A 21085-nucleotide genomic window follows, 5' to 3' on the forward strand; every position below is an offset into this window, starting at 1 on the left:
CTAGAAGCGGAAGAACAATTGCAGCTGTCCCTGCCAGCGCCCCTGTTGGTCGAGGGCGCCTTGGACGCCGAGTTTTTCGGTGGCTTGATAACGCAATACAGCCTCCGGTGGAATGTCGCTGCGGTTGGGTGCGGCCAACACCGAAAAATTGAAACGATCAGTGAGATCGACGCCCACTTCAGCACCCAAAACCAGCTGCGAAGGAATACGACCCTTATTGCTGTCTTTGCCTGAATCCTGCACGTAGGGCTCCAGGTAAGCGGGATAGAGCGATGCGGTGATCCGATCATCAAACAAATTGCTCAAACCTCCAATCACTGGAGACAGCAACGTTCCTCCTAACAACGTCGCAACTGCTGTGCCGGCATTAGCTGCGGCAACCCCAGCCAAGCTATTGCCCGCCAAGAGGGCGACCAACCGCTCCTGCGGCAAAGGCGGTTGACTGCGCAACGACAACGTCTCAAAGGAGAGTCGATCAGCAGGTCCGGCATAGGAAATGATCACCTTGATCAAATTGAGGCGATCCAAGTTCGAAAAATTGCCCTGCAGCTCCTGACTACTCACCAACTGATCGCCATCACTGCCACCCACGCGATCAGACACCCGTGTGGTGAAGACCACATCGAGGTATGGGAGTAAGCCCAACGACGGCGTGAAGACCGCCACATTGGCGTTGCTGCTATCAAGCTTGAGCACGTTGGTGAGCAAGCTGACACGCCCCTTGAGCAGCTTCACCACACCTGAGAGCCGTACATCAGGGCCGGCTGGTCCATTGAGCGTGAGCAAACCACTGGTTTGAAAATCGGCGACCGGAGGGGAGGCGATACGCAACTTGGGGCCAAGTCCCACACGCAAATTGCGGAACTCCAGCGGGCCCAAGTTCGGCACCCGGCTGCGCAAAGCCGCGCCATCAGCGGATTCCATCTGCGGGCCACGCACCACCACTGGCTGCTGGAAATCCCAATCCAGCTCTGGCATTGCGGTGTTAACCGGACGACTAGGAGAACCACCTGAACTGAGTTCCGCCGCAGAGACCGTGATTAAGCCATCACTGAGCTTGAGTTCGCCCCCCAAGGCCGGCTTACGCAGGCTCCCCTGCAGCAACAGCTCACCATCAGCCTGCAGCTGAGCATCGGGGCGCTTGATTGGGAATGCTGTGGTAGCAAAACGCAGGCCCGGCTCATTGCGCTCCTGGCTCAAAGCCAGGCTGCCCGTTCCTTCAATTCGCCCTTCTCCAGAGCGAGCTGAGAACGACTCGAGTTGAAGCTGTTCAAAATCAAAAAAGGCCGTGGCTTCAACACCATTAATGGCCTGATCAGCCACAACCACAGCCCCATCACGGACCCTTAAAAACCCGTTAGCGAGCGGGCTGGCGAGGGTTCCACGGATGAGCAATTGAAGGTCGATGCTGCCGCTTTGCCACTGCAGCTGGCCACCAGCTAAGGAGGTGAGAAACACCAAGCCATCACCACGGCTGGAGACACGGAGCTCAAAACCATCCTCAACGGGATCCAAGGGAATCCGCCCCGCCAGATCAACGCTGTTCTTGGCCTGTCCACCACGAATGGAAAGGTCCAAATTCAGCACACGCCCATCGAGCTCCAAGCGGCCACGCTCCAGCGCCAATGGCTCGCCTGCCAGATCTCCATTATCAAGCCCTAAATCGATGCTGAAAGTGGGCAAACCCAGACCGATCTGCCACTGACCAGTTCCACGTAAAGCACCCCGCAACCCGGCAGGAACAGGAGTCAGCAGAGCCATAAAACCGAGCGGCAGGCCAGCAAAACTGAACGATCCCTCTCCTGAGCCAAGGGGGCCATTGATCTCAGCCACGAACGGCTCAAGCTGCAGAGCCGTATCCCGATCATCCCCTCGCAACCAGAGATGTCCGCGAGCCGCGAGCTCCAGTTGCAGGCGCTCAGGCGATGGGCCCTGCACCTTTAAGTCGGCATCCATCAAGCCCTCAACATCAGCCAAGGGAATACGGCCGTCATTGCCCTTGGCTGGACGCTCAAGGGCTAGGCGTGCCTGCGCCTCTTGAAGCGCCTTGATTTGCGCATCCAAGCTGGCGCCAAGGGTGTCGATGGCAAAGCTGCCGAGATCGCTGGCACGGCCATCGGGGCGTTGGGCCGCTGGACGTCGCAAATCTTGAAGCAGCCTCAAGACCCCACCGGGCTGGAGCTTGCGCGCTTCAGCTTGCAGATTCAGCGGGCCATTCCAAGCGCCGCGGCTGCTCAACTGCACCGAACCACTGCCTTGGGGCAGCAGCTGGGCGCTGAAGTCAAAGCCGGGATAACGCAAGAAACCATTGAGCTGCAGCTGGCGTCCCTTGATCCAAGCCAGTGCTGGATCGCTGACGCTGGCTTGGCCCTGCAGCAACAGTGGATCGAGGCCAAGGCGGCCGCCCCCCTCCAGCACGCCATTGAGCGGTAGAGGGCGGTTACCACGCAAGCCCAGTTGCAATGGGGCCAAGTCCCAGCGGCGTGCAGCCCAGCGATACGCGCCGCCACTGGGAACGACGCTGATGCTTCCATCGCCTTTCACCGCCTGCAACGACTGCAAACGGTTGTCTTTCAACCGGGCTACAACCTGAGTGCTGGCGGATGACAAGCGCAAGGATCCCGGTTGCCAGCGGCCCTGCCACAGCTCAGGTGACTGCAGCCCCGCAACGCTGGGTTGCAAAAGGCTGAATCGGGCCGAAACCTTGGGCTGCTTGGCCTTGCCTTCCACGCTCAAACGGCCGGCCAATTCACCACCCAGCTCGGGATCCAGCCTTTGCAAGGGCAGATCCTCAATGCTGAGTTCAGCCTTGAGGCCAGCGTCTGACCAACGGCCTTGCAGCTTCACAGGGCTCAGGGCATCGAGGCGGGCATCGCCCTTGAACACCAAGGCTTTGGCTTCACGCTGGATCGCGAGCGTCAGCGGTTGGATGGCCACAGGCGGAGCCGAACTGCCCAGCCGTTTGAGCTCCAGTTGGCTATCGAGCTCAAGCAGGGGGTCGCCACTGCCCCAGCGCGCATCGGCTGTTCCGCGTAAGCCAAAGGAGCCAATCGCACTGGTTAGTTCTGGAGCTTCGAGCTGCAGCCGCCAAACACCCTCTCGGCCTTGGCCGCGCGCCATCAGGGGCTGACCCGCCAGCCCCAACCAGCTGGGATCCAGCTGCAAGCTATTGAGTTTGAGCTCCAGATCAGGCCGCAGCTGGCCTTCAGCCAGCAGACGAGAGGTGCCCGAGCGCACTTGCAACCGCTGCAAGCTGAGGCTGCGCCAAGGGGCCCCGCGCCAGGACAACTTGGCGGCGGCATCACCGCGGCGATCGTCCCAGCGCCAGGGGCTGGTTTTCAGCTCCAGGCTGGTTCCGCCGCAACGCCAACGCTGCTGCGGACTGCTGAACGCATCGATGCGCAGCTGCTTGAGCTGCAAAGGCCCCTGGCAGCGCCATTGCTGGCCTTGACGGTTCAGCCGCAAGACCCCCGAGGCCTCTCCAGAGCTGAGCTGCGTGGGCCAAGCCGCCGCCAAGCTGCCCAATGCCGGCAATGACAGGCGCCGCATCTGCATGCGCAGATCCAACGCTGGCCTGCCGCCCCAGCGGTTCTGGACACGCATCTCCAGCTGGGTTTGGCGCGGGCCTAAGCCCTTGGGCCGAAAGGCACCAGCGAAGCGCAGTTGCTCACTGGCCAAGTTGAGATCAAGGCTGCCAGCGGTGAAGCGCCAGGGCCGAGCCCCATCAATGCTGAATTGCGCCGCATCGAGGAGGTGCAGCTTCAAGCGCAGCCGCGGCGGCGCTTTCCCGGAGAGTTGCGGGAAGGTCCAGAGGCGCCCTTGGCCATTGCGCTGCAGCTGCAGCTGCAAATTGCCCAGGCCGATTTTTGCGACAGCACTGGCTTGGCGCACGCTGCCGATCAGATCGGGCAGCAGGGTTAGCCGCTCAACCGACATCGCCGAGCCATCTGAGGCCGAGGGCAAAACGCGCGTGGGGCCAAATTCCAAGCCCTGCAGACCAAACCCCAGCAGCGGGCCCAGTTCAACGGGATGGTTCAAACCAGCGCTGAGTTGCTGTTCAAGCCAGTTGTGAAAGCCCTCTGCATCCCAGCGGGGCTGCGTTGAGCATCCGGCAAGCGTCAGCAGCGCCGCACTCGAGAGGGGAAGAAGCACACGCCGGATCGATCGCCCCATGCCCGACGGCGCTTTTTGTCCGGAGTCGGCGCAATATAGGTTCGTTTGCCCGGACGCTCCATGGTGGCTGATCCATTGCTGTTAAAGGCCGGTAGCTGGCTGGCCATTGCCGGAGGTGTGCTGCTGGTGCTGACCGTGCTGGCCTTTGTGCTCGGTTGGGGCGTGCGCTTTCGGCTGGTGGGGGTAAGCAGCTTCACGCTGCTGCTAGCGGCAGGTTGCGGCGCGTTTGCCATCAGCTACAGCCCGCGCAGCAGCATTGAGGGCGCCCTGGTGGTGCCGGTGGTGTTCGACAACGGCAGCAATTTGGTGGTGGCTGCCGCCGGTGCTGATTTCCCTCTCGAGGCCGCCGGCCCGAGCGCAGAGCAAGTGGCCAGCAATCTGCGGGGCGGCGGGCGCAACAGCAGCGATGGCTTGGTGCATGTGCGCCTGCGGCAGCTGCAGGCCCAGAGCAACGGCAGCAGCAAGCCCACCGTGCTGGCAGAAGCCACCAAAGACCTGCGCAGCGGCGAAGTGAGCCTGGTCCAACCTGCGACGGGTCGGACCAAGAACTGACACCGTCAAGCCCCCCAAGGGGTTTTCCGACGACTGAAATAAAAACAGCCGTACGGGTCTCTCGATGCTGCAGCGCCGCCATTTACACCTGGTGTTGGGATTGGCTGCCTGTTTCAGCCTGGGCAGCGCCAACCCAGCAGCAAGCCAGCTGCTCGAGACCGTCAAGCAGAACAAGCAGTTGGCCACCCAGCTCTGCGGTCAATTCCGCAAGCTCAACGCCAGCGGCCAGAAAGCCCACGATCCGGCAGCCATTCAGGCCACCGCCGCCCAGCAAGGCCTGAGCCCCTTGGACGCCGAAATCCTCACCACCTATGTGGTGGGCATGTATTGCCCTGACGTGCGCTGATTGCCGTGATCGGCTCCCCCGTTTCCCTGCCGCTGCGGGACGGGGTTGAACTCAGCGGCCTGCTTTGGAGTCCCAGCGGCCCTGGACCTTTTCCAGCCCTGTTGATGCGCCAGCCCTACGGGGCCCGGATCGCTTCAACCGTGGTTTACGCCCACCCCAGCTGGTACGCCCAGCAGGGGTATTTGGTGTTGGTGCTGGATGTGCGCGGACGCGGCGACTCGGGCGGCGAGTTCAGCGGATTTGCCACCGAAGCCACAGACGGCGATGACGCCCTGGCCTGGCTCAAAGCGCACCCGCTCTGCACTGGCCAAGTGGGCAGCTACGGCTTCAGCTATCAAGGCCTCACCCAACTGCTGGGCAGTGATCCCAACCTGCACCCTGAGGCGCTCGCCCCAGCGATGTGTGGGCTCGATGAGCGACTGCATTGGGCCAGCGAGGGGGGAGCGCACTGGTGGGTGCTCTCACTGAGCTGGGGGTTGCAATTGGCCAGCGAAAGCTGCCGGCGCCGCGGGGATCAACAGGCCTGGCAAGCCATCAAAAATTGTCTAGCCAGCGCTCAGCAAAGCCGCCATGGCCTGGCGCTGCTCAAACAGCACGACCCCGGCAACCACGTGTTGCAGTGGCTGCAGAGTGATCCCAGCCAAGCGGAGGGTTGGCAGCGCCACCAACCGAGCCCTGAACGCTTACGCAGACCGATGCAACTGCTGGAGGGCTGGTGCGATCCCTACCTGCGTGGCGGCCTGGACCTTTGGCAGCAATCAGTGGATTGCGGTGGATCGCCGGAGCTGATCATTGGCCCCTGGAGCCACCTCAGCTGGGACCGCCGTGTGGGCAGCTCTGACCTGGGGCCTGAAGCCTGCGGCCGCGTTGATCAGTGGCAGCTGGCCTTTTTTGATCAGCACCTGCGCGGCCAAAGCCGGCCAGAGCAGCCCAGTTGCTGGGCCTACGACCTGCTCAGCCACCAATGGAGCCGCAAAGATCCACGCCTTAGCCCAAATCTGCAGTGGGGCCTCAGCAGCGATGGGCTCGCCGCTAGCCGCAGCGATGAAGGGGAACTCAACGCGCAGCAAAGCGGCCATGGCCAGCTGGTGTGGGTGCATGATCCCTGGCGCCCTGCGCCTGGACGCGGCGGCCACCTGGGGCTGGATGCGGGGTTATGCGATCGCGCTGATCTCGATGCCCGCGCTGATGTGGCTTGTTTCACCACAGCTGCGCTGCAGGAGCCATTGGAGCTCTGGGGCCAATTTGAACTGCTGCTGACCATCAGCTCCGATCAACACAACTTCGATCTCTGCAGTGCGATCTCGGTTCTGCGTGCGGGCCAATCCCAGGTGCTGCAGCTCTGCACCGGGGTGCTGCGCATGGCTAGCGACAACGGCCAACAACCACAGCAGCAGACGCTGCGCTTTCAGCCCTTGCTTGCCTCGCTCGAGGTGGGCGACCGGCTGCGGCTGTCGCTTGCTGGTTCGGCCTGGCCGCAAATCAGCTGCAACCCAAAAATCACCACGCTGATGGCCGATTTGTCATCCAGCAGGCTGCAGCTCAAAGCAATGGCTGTTTCGGCAGCTGAAGACTGAACAAATCGGATTAGGCTCCGCCGAACAAAACAACTCCGCCCGGATGGCTCTGGCAACCCTCGATTGGATGACCCAGGACGCGGAGCGACTGGCCCAGTGCAATCACGACCATCCCCAAGCGGTGCTTGGCCCGCAGCAACTCGACGACGGCCGCTGGGTGGTGCGCGTATGGATGCCCGACGCATCCCGCGTGGTGCTGTTGCACCAAGGCCATGAACATGTTCTGGAAAACCCCCACCACGCCTGGGTTTTTGAAGGCGAGCTGAATAGCAATCCCGGATCTCTGTACCGGCTGCGGGTGGAACGCGCAGGGATCACCCACGAGCAGCACGACCCCTATGCCTTCCGCCAGGAGTGGATGGGGGCCATGGACCGGCACCTGTTTGCCGAAGGCAATCACCACCACATCTGGCAGCGCATGGGGGCCCACCCCCACGTGCAAGAGGGCGTTGCAGGGGTGCAGTTCTGCCTATGGGCTCCCAACGCCCGCAGTGTGTCGGTGATTGGCGACTGCACCAATTGGGATGGCCGCCACCTGCCGATGCAGCAGCGGCTGGGCGGCATCTGGGAGCTGTTTGTGCCTGGACTCGGTGCTGGCGCCCACTACAAATACGAGATCCACACCCAGCAGGGGCACTGCTATGAGAAGGCCGACCCCTACGGCTTCCAGCACGAGGTGCGCCCAGCTCAGGCCTCGGTGGTGGCCAACCTCAAGGGCTATCAGTGGGGCGATGACGCCTGGCTCAAGCAGCGCGACAACCGCAACCCGCTCGAGCAGCCCGTCTCGGTCTACGAGATGCACATGGGCAGCTGGATGCATGGCAGCTGGGATGAGCCCTACATCGAGGCCGATGGCACCCCCAGAGCGCCTGTTCCAGCCGCTGATCTCAAGCCCGGCGCCCGCCTGCTCACCTACCCGGAACTGGCCGATCGGGTGATTCCCTATGTGAAAGCACGGGGCTTCACGCACATCGAGCTGATGCCGATGGCGGAGCACCCGTTTGACGGCTCCTGGGGCTATCAGGTGACGGGCTTTTATGCCCCCACCAGCCGCTTCGGCAGCCTCAACGAATTCCGCGCCTTTGTGGACCGCTGCCATGCCGAGGGCATTGGCGTGATCCTTGACTGGGTGCCCGGGCACTTCCCCAAAGACGCCCATGGCTTGGCCTTTTTCGATGGCAGCCACCTCTACGAGCACAGCGATCCACGGATCGGCGAGCACAAGGAGTGGGGCACGCTGATCTTCAACTACAGCCGCAACGAGGTGCGCAACTTCCTGGTTGCCAACCTCGTCTTCTGGTTTGAAGAGCTCCACATCGACGGCATTCGCGTCGATGCGGTGGCTTCGATGCTCTACCGCGACTACCTACGCCCCGATGGCGAATGGATCGCCAATGAGCATGGCGGCCGCGAAAACCTCGAGGCGGTGCGCTTTCTGCAGCAGGCCAATTCGGTGCTGTTCCACTACTTCCCCGGCGCCCTGTCCATCGCCGAGGAATCCACCACCTGGCCCCTGGTGACCATGCCCACCTCCATGGGCGGCTTGGGATTCAACCTCAAGTGGAACATGGGCTGGATGCACGACATGCTCGATTACTTCGAGCTGGATCACTGGTTCCGCCAGTTCCACCAGAACAACATCACCTTCTCGATCTGGTACGCCCACACCGAGAACTTCATGCTCGCCCTTAGTCACGACGAGGTCGTGCATGGCAAGAGCCATCTGCTGCACAAGATGCCAGGCAGCGATGAGCTCAAATTCGCCAATGTGCGGGCACTGCTCACCTACATGTGGACGCACCCGGGCAAGAAGACCATCTTCATGGGGATGGAGTTCGCCCAACGCGGCGAGTGGAACGTTTGGGGTGATCTGGAGTGGGACAAGCTCCAACATCGCGAGCACCAGGGTGTGGTGAACCTGGTGGATGACCTCAACGCCCTCTACAAATCAGAACCGGCGCTTTGGCGCAACGATTTCGATAGTTTCGGCTTCCAGTGGATTGATTGCGACGACACCAATCACAGCGTGGTGAGCTTCATGCGCCGCGACGAGAAGGAAGGCAATTGGGTTGTGGTGGTCTGCAACTTCACCCCCGAAGGCCATGGCAACTACCGCATTGGCGTGCCAGTGGATGGCTTCTACACCGAGCTGTTCAACAGTGATGGCGCCCGTTATGGCGGCAGCAACCAGGGCAATCTCGGCGGCAAATTCAGCGATGACTGGGGCATGCACAGCTACGGGCAATCCCTGGATCTCTGCCTGCCTCCGCTGACCGTGATGGTGTTCAAACACGACCCCAACCGGCAGCGAGAAGCAGCAAAGGATGAAGCTGCAGCCAAATTGGGCGGATCACTCGGGTAGCGTCAGCGGCTGACTTAACTGTTCCGGCCCCATGAGTGACGCCCTGCCCCTGCTGTTGCGCGCCGCCCGTGGGGAGCAAGTGGAGCGTCCTCCTGTCTGGATGATGCGTCAGGCCGGCCGGTACATGAAGATCTACCGGGATCTGCGCGATAAGTACCCCTCCTTCCGCGAACGCTCAGAGAACCCCGATCTCTCCTATGAGATCTCGATGCAGCCGTTTAACGCCTTCCAGCCCGACGGCGTGATTCTGTTCTCGGACATCCTCACGCCGCTGCCCGGGATGGGGATTGATTTCGACATCATCGAAAGCAAGGGCCCCCAGATCAACGACCCGATCCGCAGCCTGGCCCAGGTGGAAGCACTGCGGCCGCTGGTGCCGACCGAAACCATGCCATTTGTTGGTGAGGTGCTCGGCAGGCTGCGCAGCAGCGTGGGCAACCAAGCCGCCGTGCTGGGTTTTGTGGGCGCCCCTTGGACCCTGGCCGCCTATGTGGTGGAAGGCAAAAGCAGCAAGAACTATGCGGTGATCAAGGCCATGGCCTTCCGCGAGCCTGAGCTGCTGCACAAGCTGCTCAACCACTTCGCTGAATCGATTGCCACCTACCTGCGCTATCAGATCGATTCCGGCGCCCAGGTGGTGCAGATGTTTGATTCCTGGGCTGGTGAGTTGAGCCCCGCGGACTACGACACCTTCGCCGCTCCCTATCAGCGCAAGGTGGTTGAGCTAGTGAAGCAAACCCACCCCGACACCCCGATGATCCTCTACATCTCCGGCAGCGCCGGGGTGCTGGAGCGCATGGGCCGCACCGGTGTGGACTTCATCTCGCTCGATTGGACCGTCGACATGGCTGATGGCTGTGCCCGCCTGCCCCATCACCTGGGCGTGCAGGGCAATGTGGACCCCGGCCTGCTGTTCGGCACCCCCGAAGCCATCCGCGCCCGCATCGATGACACGGTGCGCAAAGCCCGCGGCCGGCGCCACATCCTCAACCTGGGCCACGGCATCCTGCCCGGCACACCGGAGGAAAACGGTGCCGCCTTCTTTGAAGCTGGCAAAACGGTGATGGATCGCATCGGGGCACGCGTGTGAGCAGCGCCCCAGCGCGGATCCTGATCACCGGCGCCAGCGGATGCGTTGGTCAACACATCGCCAAGCAGCTGCTGGAGCAATCCGACGCAGAGCTGCTGCTGTGGTTGCGCGATCCAGCCAAGCTCACGGCCGTTCCCTCCAACCACCCGCGCATCACCTTGCTGGTGAGCGACCTGCGTGAGCAGCAGGCCCATGCTGACGAGCTCGCCACGGTGACCCGGGTGATTCACACCGCCACGGCCTGGGGCGATCCCGAACGGGCCCAGCAGGTGAATGTGGTGGCCGTCAAAGAACTGTTGGGGCGCCTTGATCCCAAAAAGCTGGAGCAGGTGATCTACTTCTCCACCGCCAGCATCCTCAACCGCGATCTGCAGCTGCTGAGCGAGGCAGAGGCCTATGGGACCGAATACATCCAAACCAAGGCCATCTGTTTGGGGCAGCTCGAGCAGCACCCCTTGGCCAACCGCTGTGTGGCGATTTTCCCCACGCTGGTGTTTGGCGGCCGCGTGGATGGGGCCAGCCCCTTTCCCACCAGTTACCTCACGGCCGGCTTGCGTGACGCCTGCCGCTACCTCTGGCTCGCCCGCTGTCTCCGGGCCGATGCCAGCTTCCACTTCATCCATGCAGCCGACATCGCCCAGGTGTGCTGCCATTTGGCACTCAACCCCCATCAAGCCAACCCCGAAGCCGGCCAAGGCGCTGTGCGGCGCTTGGTGCTGGGTCAGCCGGCGGTGAGCGTGAATCAAACCGTGGCGGAGCTCTGCCGCTGGCGCGGTGTGTGGCGGCCGCCTGGGATTCCGCTGTGGAACTGGCTGATTCAGCTGTTGATCAAAATCCTGCCGATCGAGATGAATGAGTGGGACCGCTTCAGCATTCGCCAACGCCACTTTGTGCACGATCCGATCAGCCCACCGGAGCGCTTTGGCATGACCTCCCACGCCGCCACGCTGGAGGCCGTGTTTGAAGACGCCGGACTACCCAGGCGCGGCGCTCTCTAAATGGAACATGTCAAAGCATTGCAAGGCACCAATGGCTGTGCCTTGTGATCTCTAGGTTGTACGGGAACTTACCTACGCCCGATGCGTCGTCTGTTTGGCCTGCTGGCCCTCTGCTGTGCCCTGCTTTTCGGCACCGCTCCTGCCTTTGCTGCTGATGTCGCCCACGGCGGTCAAATCTTCTCCGCCAACTGCGTGGCTTGCCACATGGGTGGCGGCAACGTGGTCAACGGTGAGCGCACCCTCAAAGCTGAAGCCCTTGACGCCTACCTGGCGAACTATGGCGACGGCCACGAAGCTGCCATCGCCTACCAGGTGACCAACGGCAAGAACGCCATGCCCGCTTTCGGCGGCAAGCTCTCCGATGGTGACATCGCTGATGTGGCTGCCTATGTCGAAGACATGGCTAGCAAAGGCTGGGCTTGATTCTGCTCTCGCGGCAAACCCAATGAACTCAAGCCCCCTCCAACGAGGGGGCTTTTTTTGTGCCTAGCTGCGGCAGTGGGCCAGCAGGGCGAGGTAAAGGTCTTCATCGATCTCCCTGATGTCGTATTCGCTCGGGAACATCCCGTGGCGGTGTTGATGCGCCACCATCCAGCAGTTGCGCTCGAGATCGGCTTGATTGCGCTCCAGCTGGGCCACCTCAGAGGCCAGCTGCTTCAGCAGTTCTTGTGAGGGCTCAGTCATGGCGCGAGCCTACTGAGCTACAACCCAAGCAGTGGGATCGATGCGCCATGCCCCTGGCTCTTCCCGCCAGCACCTTGCTGCTGCTGGCACAAACCATGCCTGGAGTGACCCCAGGCGGCTGCCCTTGGCTGGTGTCGAAAGGCGACTACCTCTATCAACCCACCAAGATTGCACCGCAACAGGTGGCTGAGAAAAACGGCCGCGGTTGCCTCTCGAAAATGGATGCCATCTATGGGGCTGATGGCTGCCCGCTGCGCTTCTGCCATCGCAGCGAAATCGCCACGCCCTAACGCCACAACCGAACCAAGCTGGTGCGGCTGGCCGTATCGCTGGGGTGAGAACCGATAACACCTGGTTCGGCCCTCCCCACCGGAGCCAGCCCAAAGCTCCATACGGTGAGCCCAGAACCGCAGGAGACGACCAACATCGTGATGCAACCAACCGCTGAGCAATTCACAGAGCAGGCCTGGGCTGCCGTGGTGGCCGCTCAGGGCCTGGCACAGCAACACAAACAGCAGCAGCTGGAGACCGAACATCTGCTGCTGGCTCTGCTGCAACAGAGCCAAGGATTAACGGTGCGCATCCTGGAAAAAGCAGGTGCCAATGCCGATCTGCTGCGCCAGCAAGTGGAGCTGTATCTGCAACGGCAACCGAGCTTGAGCACCGCTCCAGACAACGTCTACTTGGGTAAAGGACTGCAAACCCTGCTGGAGCAAGCCGAGCGCAACAAACAAGAGTTTGGCGATAGCTACATCTCGATCGAGCACTTACTGCTCGCTTTGGCTGCCGATTCCCGCTGCGGCCGCCAGTTGCTCCTGGACAATGGAGTGCAGGACAAAAGCCTGCGTGAAGCGATCCAAGCGGTGCGCGGCAGCCAACGCGTGACCGATCAAAACCCGGAAGGCACCTACGAATCGCTGCAGAAATATGGGCGAGACCTCACGGCTGCCGCCCGCGACGGAAAGCTAGATCCGGTCATCGGACGCGATGAAGAGATCCGCCGCACCATCCAAATCCTGAGCCGCCGCACCAAAAACAACCCTGTGCTGATAGGCGAACCCGGCGTGGGTAAAACGGCGATTGTTGAAGGCCTGGCCCAGCGCATCGTCAATGGCGATGTGCCATCCGCGCTGCAAAACCGGCAATTGATTGCCCTCGATATGGGCGCCTTGATTGCTGGTGCCAAGTACCGCGGTGAATTCGAAGAACGACTCAAGGCCGTGCTCAAAGAAGTGACCAGCAGCGACGGTCAGATCGTGCTGTTCATCGATGAAATCCACACCGTGGTAGGCGCTGGCGCCACCGGTGGTGCGATGGATGCCAGCAACCTGCTCAAGCCGATGCTGGCCCGCGGCGAACTGCGCTGCATTGGGGCCACCACCCTCGATGAGCACCGCCAACACATCGAAAAAGACCCTGCCCTTGAGCGGCGCTTCCAGCAGGTATTCGTTGATCAACCGACGGTGGAGGACACCATCTCCATTCTGCGCGGGCTCAAGGAGCGCTATGAGGTGCACCATGGTGTGCGCATCGCCGACACAGCCCTGGTGGCTGCCGCGGTGCTGAGCAGCCGCTACATCGCCGATCGCTTCCTGCCCGATAAAGCGATCGACCTGGTGGATGAATCAGCGGCCCGGCTGAAGATGGAGATCACCTCTAAGCCGGAGGAGATCGATGAAATCGATCGCAAGATCCTTCAGCTGGAGATGGAGAAGCTCTCGCTGGGGCGCGAATCTGATAGCGCCAGCCTCGAACGGCTCGAACGCATTGAGCGCGAGCTTGCTGAACTTGCCGAACAACAGAGCAGCCTCAATGCGCAATGGCAAAAGGAAAAAGGCGCCATTGATGCCTTGCAGTCCCTCAAAGAAGAAATTGAGCAGGTGCAGCTCCAGGTGGAGCAGGCCAAACGCAACTACGACCTCAACAAAGCCGCTGAGTTGGAATACGGCACCCTGGCCGAACTGAATCGTCAACTCGAGAGCAGCGAAGCCGAGCTGGCCGCCAGTGAAGGCGAAGCCAACCAACTGCTCAGAGAGGAGGTCACCGAAGACGACATCGCTGAGGTGATCGCCAAGTGGACCGGGATCCCGGTGAGCAAGCTGGCGCGCTCGGAGATGGAAAAACTGCTTGAGCTGGAAGAGCACTTGCACAAGCGCGTTATTGGCCAAAGCGATGCGGTTCGTGCCGTTGCCGATGCGATCCAACGCTCCCGCGCTGGGCTCTCTGATCCCCGCCGGCCGATTGCCTCATTCCTCTTCCTTGGTCCCACGGGTGTGGGCAAAACCGAGTTGAGCAAAGCCCTCGCCAACCAACTGTTCGACAGCGATGACGCCATGGTTCGCATCGACATGAGCGAATACATGGAGAAGCACGCCGTCAGTCGTTTGATCGGCGCGCCTCCTGGCTATGTGGGTTTTGAAGAAGGCGGCCAGCTCACCGAAGCGGTGCGCCGCCGGCCCTATGCGGTGATCCTGTTTGACGAGGTGGAAAAAGCCCACCCCGATGTCTTCAACGTGATGCTGCAGATCCTCGATGACGGCCGCGTCACCGATAGCCAAGGGCGCACGGTGGACTTCACCAACACCGTGCTAATCCTCACCAGCAACATCGGCAGCCAATCGATCCTCGATCTCGGCGGGGATGACAGCCGCCATAGCGAGATGGAAGAGCGCGTGAATGAGGCACTACGGGCTCACTTCCGCCCGGAATTCCTCAATCGCCTCGATGAAACGATCATCTTCCATAGCCTCAGGGCCGATGAGCTTCGTCACATCGTTGATCTGCAGGTGCAACGGTTGGCCCAACGTTTGGCTGAACGCAAGATCCTGCTTGAGCTGAGCGCGCAAGCCTCCGACTGGCTGGCCACCGCGGGCTACGACCCGGTCTATGGCGCGCGCCCACTCAAACGGGCGATTCAGCGGGAGCTGGAAACGCCGATCGCGAAGGCAATCCTGGCGGGCCGCTACAGCGAAGGCAGCACCGCTGCTGTTGATGTCGAGGATGAGCGTCTCAGCTTTGGCTGATCAAGCCCAGGCCCGTAAGCTCACTTCCAAGTAACGGTGCAGGTCCAGCGGGGGTCATCAGCGACATAGATCTCGCTGCAATTGGTCCCTGTCACCGTGGCGCCATTGGGCACCTGACTTTTGGCTTGACCCAGGGCATGGCCCATGTTCCAGATCGACTGGGACGTGGCCGAGCCTGCCAATGCGGGCAAGGGGGCTACAGCTAGACCAACGACGGCGAGTACAAAAAGACGTGCCATAGGAAAAACTCAGTGCCATACCCCTAGCTAGGGATTCGTGACGGCGGCAGCAGCAAGCCAAAGCTGCAAACGGCCCCTAACGTGCCGAACAATGGTCAGCTACAGCGCTTCTTTTTGGCTCACCAACCGAGGCGTGTTAACAGCCGCCTTCATGGTGCTGATGCTGTGTTTCATCATCACCGGCGTGGTGGGTGTGCCCGCGCATGATTACGCCCGGGGCTATCTAGGAGGAACGCCGTACCACAGCGTTTGGTACATGGACGCCTTCTTGATTCCGTTGGCGTTGATGCTCACTTTTGTTGGCAATCTCTGTAAGTGCTACGGGAAAAAACGCATGGCCCTCATCGGTCCAGCGATTTTCATCGTGGGCTTGATCGGTGCAGCTGTATCACAGGACAGCTTGGTTTTTATTGGCTTCCGTGTCTTGCAAGGAATTGGGGCAGCGGTTTGCGCTGCCCTAGCTGGGGGATACCTCAATGGCGGCATTGGTAAGCCCTACAGCGAGATCGGCAAAGGCCTGTTCGTCGTCAACTTTGCCTTTGGCGCCACCGTGGGAATCTCACTGGCGGCCTACACCACGTGGTATCTGAGCTGGCGTCTGATTTACGCCGGCTTGGCTCTGCTGCTCTTTAGCGCCTGGGTGCTGATCATTCGCTACATGCCATCTGATGAAGGCGATCCGAACCAAGCCATCGATTGGCTGACGTTCTATTTGATCTGCGCTGGTTTCGGAATCTTTAGCTGTTCATTGGTGGTGGGCAACCAACAAGAATGGTTTCAAAGCAGCTTCTACATCATCTTATTAACGTTTTCACTCATTCATATCATCCTATTTTTTATCCGCTTCGTCAGTTCACCACCGCTGCTTAATCCAAAAGTTTTTAGCGACATCAACTTTGTAATCAGCTGCTCGAACATAACGATGATTCTGTTTGCTGTCTTTTTAATCTTCGCGATCGTCCCACACTTCATGGAGATGGTGATTGGAAATACAGTAGGCACCTACGCCACACCATTTGTGTTCTTTGCGATTGCATCGACCGCCACTATTTACCTATTTGCACCAGGCATCAACCCCTATTACATCGCTCGCAGCATCAAAACCCGCAAAATCTTTTCCAGCATCGGCACCTTTGGCTTTGGCCTGACAGCCTTGTGGATGGCGCACACCACATCCAACCAAAGCAATCACAACTTGACCCTGCAACTGATCAGCCTTGGCTGCTGCTTCGGGCTGATCTTCAATGAGCTGCTGATGGCTTTCGCCACGGTGCCCGCCGAACTCACCACCACCGCCAGCGCCGTCAATTTCTTTGGCACCAATTTCGCTAAGTCCATGGCAGGGGGAGTCAGTGGCGCAATTCAGACAGTTTCAACCCAGGGCAGCTGGGAACGTTTCCGCTCCCACATCCAAAACGACAGCATCGGGCTTGAAGCCTTCACAGAGCCGCTCAAGAACCACTTGACCGAAGGAATCCATGCCAGCCACTGGAGCCAGGCCTCCTTGGAGTTGATCAACCACAGCCTGGCCAGACAAGCCGAGGTGGTCTCCTACATCAACCAGGCCACCTTGACGGGCTTCCTCTTGATTGGATTCGGCATTCTTCCTTTTCTTCACCGAGAAGCCAAAGACAAACCCCGCCAGACGCCTAGCGTCTGAAGGTCCACATCGGGGCCAGCGGGCCTTGGACGATGGCAGAAGCCAATTCGCTGGACCACAAAAACAAGAAGCTGATCAAGGTTGCTGGACTGTTAGGTGGCACAGCTGTGGCTGGCCTGTCGATCTTTTTTGTCTACGGCCACTACTTCCCTAATACCCCTGACGCCTACGTGCACGCCTACACCGTCACGGTGGCGCCCTATGTGGCGGGTTACATCAAAACCATTCATGTGCAGCCCAATGAGTATGTGAAAGAAGGCCAGCTGATTTACGAAATTGAGCCTCGGCCTTTGCAGCTCATTGTTGACACCAAGCGGAATCAGCTTGATGCCAGCCAGGCACGTTTGGCCAGCATGAAACAGGAGCTCAGCAAGGCTCGTGATGAACTGAAAAACAACGAGGCCGCGCGCTGGATCGTCAGCCTCAACCAAAAGCGTTATGCCTACCTGCTCAGCAAGCAGGTGGTGGCGCTGGAAAAGGAGCAGGAACTACAAGCCTCAACCCTGGAAGCCGATGCCCAAGTGGCACGGGCCCAAGCGGAGATCACACGCCTGGAAAAACGCATCGAGGAACAGCAAGCGCGCATCAAAGCTCACCGCAGCGAACTGGGCTCAGCCACGACCGACCTCAACTACACGCGTTACTACGCGCCGATGGATAGCTACATCAGCAACAGCTTCAGCATTCGCGTCGGCCAGTACGTCAAACCAGGCCAGGCGTTATTTCAACTGGTTGATAACGGCCAGTGGTGGGTCGATGCCAATTTCAAAGAAGACCAAATACGCCGCATCCGCCCCGGCATGAATGCCGGTATCAAGCTCGACATGTACCCGGGTCACCGTTTCACCGGGAAAGTGATCAACATCTCGGCCGGTAGCGGCGCTTACTACTCGCTGTTGCCACCACAAAACGCCACGGGCAACTGGGTGAAGGTGCCGCAGCGTTTTCCGGTGCGCATTCAGCTGGAGCAAAACGACAAGCACCCGCTCAGGGCTGGTGCCACCGCCTACGCGACGGTGAACACCTTCTGAGCTAACTCAGGCCAGGCCAGTGAAGTCGGTGAGTGCGAAGACACCATCACCGCCGATGACTTGATCGAAGCCTGGGGCGCGATCAGCCACCTGCTGTGCTGTGGCTTGGCCCATCAGCACATCATTGGCCGCGCCAATCAAGCTCTGATCGCCACTGGCGTCATTGGAGAGGGCCCAGAACATCATTCCGCCAAGCCCGGCTTCTTCCACATAGCTGGCCTTGCCAGCGATGGTGGCGGTGGTTTCCATCGAACTCCAGATCAAGGCATCGGAGTTGTAGGCATAGGCCGCTTTGGCATCGTCATCCCAGAGCAAGGTGTAGCTGCTGTCTTGAACGCCGTTGAGGATGTCTTTGTAGTCGTAGTTGCCCGCTTCAAACGATCCACTGGCACTGCTGGCGGCCCCGGATTCGCCGTAGCCGTAGTCATCACCAGCGGTCACATCACCCCAAGCGCGGGTGTACGCCGGAGCGCCCAACACCACCTTGCTGCGATCAATGCCGGCTTGGTCAAATTGATCGATAGCCGTCAGCACGTCATAGCCGCCGGCATCGCCAGTCATCGCGGCCTGATGCCCGGTGCTCGACTCCCAGCCGCCGTGGAAGTCATAGGCCATCACGTTGTAGAAATCGACGTAGGGGTCGATCCCCTCCAGGTTGAGATTGGCCAGCTTATCGGCGCCCCCAGCGGTGGCGATGGAGATCTCGTAGTTCTGGCCGCTGCTCTGCTCCAGTCCATCGAGCTTCTGACGCAACAGCTGCAGGGTGGCCTCAAAGTTGGCGCCGTCATCGAGACTGACGGCATTGCCAGCTGCTCCACCACCACCTGGGTATTCCCAGTCGAAATCAACGGTGGTGATGAAGCTGTACTGCTCCAGCGTGTCGATCACGTTGCTGGTGAAGGCCTCTCGACCAGCGGCATCGTCGAGCGCCAGGCTGAATTCATCGGAGAGCGTCCAACCACCGAGGGCGATGCCAAGGTTCAACTCGGGGTTGAGCTCTTTGAGCAACTCGAGTTGGCGCAGGTTGCCGGCCAAGGCACCAGGGGTGTTCCAGTCCATCGGCACCGACTTCACGGTGACGGAGCCATCAGCAGCTGCGGTGAGCGTGAAATCACCACTCGAGCCATAGGCCTCACGGCGGGAAGCCTCCAACCCAGCCCACTCAGCTGCTGAGAAGGTGCGGCTCACCTGCTCATCACTGCTGAATCGCTTCTCGGTGGCGGCATAGGAGTCAAAGAGGGTCACATCCCCGTTGGCTTTGACGTCAAAGAAGCTGTAGTTGAGGTGGGTGAGATCGGCGGCTTGCACATCAGCAACGGTGAAATCGCGCGAATAGATGCCCCACTCCTCGAAGTAGCCGACGACGCGCATGCCATCGCTTGGGGCGGGTTGATCGGGCTCAATCGTGGGCATCTGCTCGAGAGGTGCTTCCAAGGACGCTTCCGGCACGAGTGTCTGGACTGGCTCCTCGATGACTTCTGCACTGGGCTCAGCAACTGGCTCTGTTGCGGGCTCAGGTGCGGACTCTGCGATGGGCTCATTAATTGGCTCAGGTACAGCCTCAACAACAGGCGCTTGGGCCAAATCAGAACTCAGCAAAGAACCACTTGAAAACAGCTCGTCAGTGGTGCGGCCCGCCAGATCACCACTGGCTTGGAAGTAGGAACTCACCGATGCGCCAGCGGCCAACGGTTGATCAGCCGCCCAGCTCGCCGCTGAAACAGTGACCGCATAGCGCCCATCAGCCAAGAGCTCCTGCTCGAGGCTGAGATTGCTGGTTTGCTTGAGCGGATCAGAGCTGATGAAAGTGGCGCTCCAACCAGCAGGCCAAGCAACGCTGCTCGTGTTGCTCAGTTCAAGTGTTCCGCTGTAGGTGCCGCTCCAGCTGTCGCCCAGGCTCACCTGCAAGGAGACATCTTGATCAGGGTTTATTGGAGTACTGGCCACAGGCTCGCTGGTGACCTCCTCCACGACTTCAGGAGGGGCTTGATCCACGACGGCTTCAATGGGCTCGATCGGCTCAACGGGCTGAGGCGAGGCCACAGGCTCAACCACCTCGAGTGAATCGCCGGCAGGCTCTGAGGCTGAGGCAGCCATCGCCGTATTGGGATCTGCCGCAAAAAAGAGCTCACTGGTGAGCGCACCGGCATTCGGCAGCCCAACGCTGGTGGCATTGAAATCAATGCTGAGGCTGCCCCCCGCCGCAATGCTGTTGTTCCAGCTGGCCGGGGTGAGCGTCAGCTCATACAGGCCTGGCTCCAGCTCAACGACAGCAACATCCCCAGCCCAGCTCTGAAAATCCTGATGCCGGGTCAGGAAGCTGACCGACCAATCCTCAACGGCTTGATCACCAGCATTGGCAATGGTGAGCGTGCCGCCCATGCCGCCCCAATACAACGAGCCACTCACCGAGAGCATCAACGCCTCAGTGGGCTGAGCCATGGCCTCCATCACACCGTGATCTTCCATCGCATGGTCATGACCATGGCTGGAGTGATCCACCTCGGTGATCACCACCTCTGGAGCCGCTTGTACAGGCTCACCACTACGCACTTGCAGTCCATCGGTGCTTTCCCCCTCAGGAGCTGGTGGTGTGAAGAGCTCCTGGCGGCTGACCAAACTCACCGCATCTTGCGAGAAGCCAAAGGGCTCTTCGAGGTTGTCTTCCATCACCTGGTCGTGATGGAACTCGAGATTGGCCGCCACCAAATCGGTGCGCAGCACACCCACCAACAACAGGCTCTGGCCACTGGGCTCCGTGCTAATCAGCAGGCCTTCGCTGGTGTCTTCAACGCTGAGCCGCTCGCGGGTTCCCAGATAAAGGAAGTTGAGTTTCTGGGTTTGCGGGTCAAAGTTCTCCACCCGCTCCTGGACGCCGTACTCATGGGAACGCAGATAGACGGTGTCTGAATCGCGGGGGCCGAGATCTTGCTCCCAGGAGAGCACCGCCCCGATGTCTTGGCGCAGGTGCTCATTGCCCACAGGAACAAAATTGGCTGCCGTCAGATCAGTCCAACTAACCCCCTCGAGAACGATGTAGTTACTGGTGCTCCAGGGGCTGGTGATGATCGCCGTGCCATCAGCCAATTGGCCCAGGATCAGGCCATGAACAGAGATATCGCCAAAATCGAGTTGATCGCCGCGGAGGGGATCGAAATCAGAAATCGTGACAACCCCACCGGTGAGATCGACGTCAAAAACTTGTGATTGGCTATCGGCCATAAGAGGAGCCTTCAAGGCGCTTACCCCGCACAGCCTGCGGCGATCGAGCACCGCTCAGAACCCTCCAAATGAAGGGTTTTCAGATGGCTTTGGTCATATCCAAGCCATCACACAGACCGCTCTCAGCT

Annotated in this window: 15 protein-coding genes; 11 read left to right on the top strand and 4 right to left on the bottom strand. The window is 60.3% G+C overall.

Annotation, left to right across the window (positions count from 1 at the left end; all coding sequences use genetic code 11):
• Positions 1-4173 carry a translocation/assembly module TamB domain-containing protein gene (locus SIB46_RS03700; protein WP_413297203.1) on the bottom strand — a complete coding sequence of 1391 codons (4173 nt, stop codon included), beginning with the start codon at positions 4171-4173 and terminating at the stop codon, positions 1-3.
• 60 nt (positions 4174-4233) lie between these two features.
• Here SIB46_RS03700 and SIB46_RS03705 point away from each other — a divergent pair, with 60 nt between their 5' ends.
• The 7 genes from SIB46_RS03705 (at position 4234) to SIB46_RS03735 (ending at position 11521) form a co-directional block, all read left to right on the top strand.
• Positions 4234-4725: a Ycf51 family protein gene (locus SIB46_RS03705; RefSeq protein ID WP_413297204.1), complete on the top strand. Its 492-nt coding sequence runs from the start codon at positions 4234-4236 to the stop codon at positions 4723-4725.
• A gap of 64 nt (positions 4726-4789) precedes the next feature.
• The gene (locus SIB46_RS03710) at positions 4790-5071 is read left to right on the top strand and encodes a hypothetical protein (protein WP_413297205.1); all 282 of its coding nucleotides are present in this window, start codon (positions 4790-4792) and stop codon (positions 5069-5071) included.
• 5 nt (positions 5072-5076) lie between these two features.
• Positions 5077-6648, top strand: a complete 1572-nt coding sequence (locus SIB46_RS03715; protein ID WP_413297206.1) for a CocE/NonD family hydrolase — start codon at positions 5077-5079, stop codon at positions 6646-6648.
• Positions 6649-6691: 43 nt separating this feature from the next.
• Positions 6692-9010 carry a 1,4-alpha-glucan branching protein GlgB gene (gene glgB / locus SIB46_RS03720; RefSeq protein ID WP_413297207.1) on the top strand — a complete coding sequence of 773 codons (2319 nt, stop codon included), beginning with the start codon at positions 6692-6694 and terminating at the stop codon, positions 9008-9010.
• A 31-nt stretch (positions 9011-9041) separates the two neighbouring features.
• Entirely contained in the window at positions 9042-10100 is a 1059-nt protein-coding gene (gene hemE / locus SIB46_RS03725) for a uroporphyrinogen decarboxylase (RefSeq protein ID WP_413297208.1), read from the top strand.
• Positions 10097-11098 (top strand): NAD-dependent epimerase/dehydratase family protein, encoded by a 1002-nt coding sequence (locus tag SIB46_RS03730; RefSeq protein WP_413297209.1) that lies wholly within the window; start codon positions 10097-10099, stop codon positions 11096-11098. Before hemE ends, SIB46_RS03730 begins: the two co-directional genes overlap by 4 nt.
• Positions 11099-11179: 81 nt before the next feature.
• Positions 11180-11521 carry a c-type cytochrome gene (locus SIB46_RS03735; protein ID WP_186550159.1) on the top strand — a complete coding sequence of 114 codons (342 nt, stop codon included), beginning with the start codon at positions 11180-11182 and terminating at the stop codon, positions 11519-11521.
• A 63-nt stretch (positions 11522-11584) separates the two neighbouring features.
• On the opposite strand, the gene SIB46_RS03740 is transcribed toward SIB46_RS03735, so the two are convergent.
• Positions 11585-11782, bottom strand: a complete 198-nt coding sequence (locus tag SIB46_RS03740) for a hypothetical protein (protein WP_413297210.1) — start codon at positions 11780-11782, stop codon at positions 11585-11587.
• Between the two features lie 47 nt (positions 11783-11829).
• Here SIB46_RS03740 and SIB46_RS03745 point away from each other — a divergent pair, with 47 nt between their 5' ends.
• Positions 11830-12072, top strand: a complete 243-nt coding sequence (locus SIB46_RS03745) for a hypothetical protein (RefSeq protein ID WP_413297211.1) — start codon at positions 11830-11832, stop codon at positions 12070-12072.
• A 141-nt stretch (positions 12073-12213) separates the two neighbouring features.
• Complete coding sequence (gene clpB, locus SIB46_RS03750; RefSeq protein WP_413297694.1) at positions 12214-14805, top strand: ATP-dependent chaperone ClpB; 2592 nt, start codon at positions 12214-12216, stop codon at positions 14803-14805.
• 20 nt (positions 14806-14825) lie between these two features.
• On the opposite strand, the gene SIB46_RS03755 is transcribed toward clpB, so the two are convergent.
• A complete protein-coding gene (locus tag SIB46_RS03755) occupies positions 14826-14996 on the bottom strand; it encodes a hypothetical protein (protein ID WP_413297212.1) in 171 nt (56 codons plus the stop codon).
• Positions 14997-15135: 139 nt separating this feature from the next.
• On the opposite strand from SIB46_RS03755, the gene SIB46_RS03760 reads away from it, so the two are divergent.
• On the top strand, positions 15136-16704 hold the full coding sequence (locus SIB46_RS03760) for an MFS transporter (RefSeq protein ID WP_413297213.1): 1569 nt from the start codon (positions 15136-15138) through the stop codon (positions 16702-16704).
• A 32-nt stretch (positions 16705-16736) separates the two neighbouring features.
• Positions 16737-17735, top strand: coding sequence for an HlyD family secretion protein (locus SIB46_RS03765; RefSeq protein WP_413297214.1), 999 nt, complete (start codon positions 16737-16739; stop codon positions 17733-17735).
• Positions 17736-17741: 6 nt separating this feature from the next.
• Here SIB46_RS03765 and SIB46_RS03770 read toward each other — a convergent pair whose 3' ends face one another.
• A complete protein-coding gene (locus tag SIB46_RS03770) occupies positions 17742-20972 on the bottom strand; it encodes a glycosyl hydrolase family 18 protein (RefSeq protein ID WP_413297215.1) in 3231 nt (1076 codons plus the stop codon).
• Positions 20973-21085 lie beyond the last annotated feature (113 nt).

It is taken from the genome of Synechococcus sp. MIT S9452 (genome assembly GCF_047304245.1).
Lineage (GTDB): Bacteria > Cyanobacteriota > Cyanobacteriia > PCC-6307 > Cyanobiaceae > RCC307.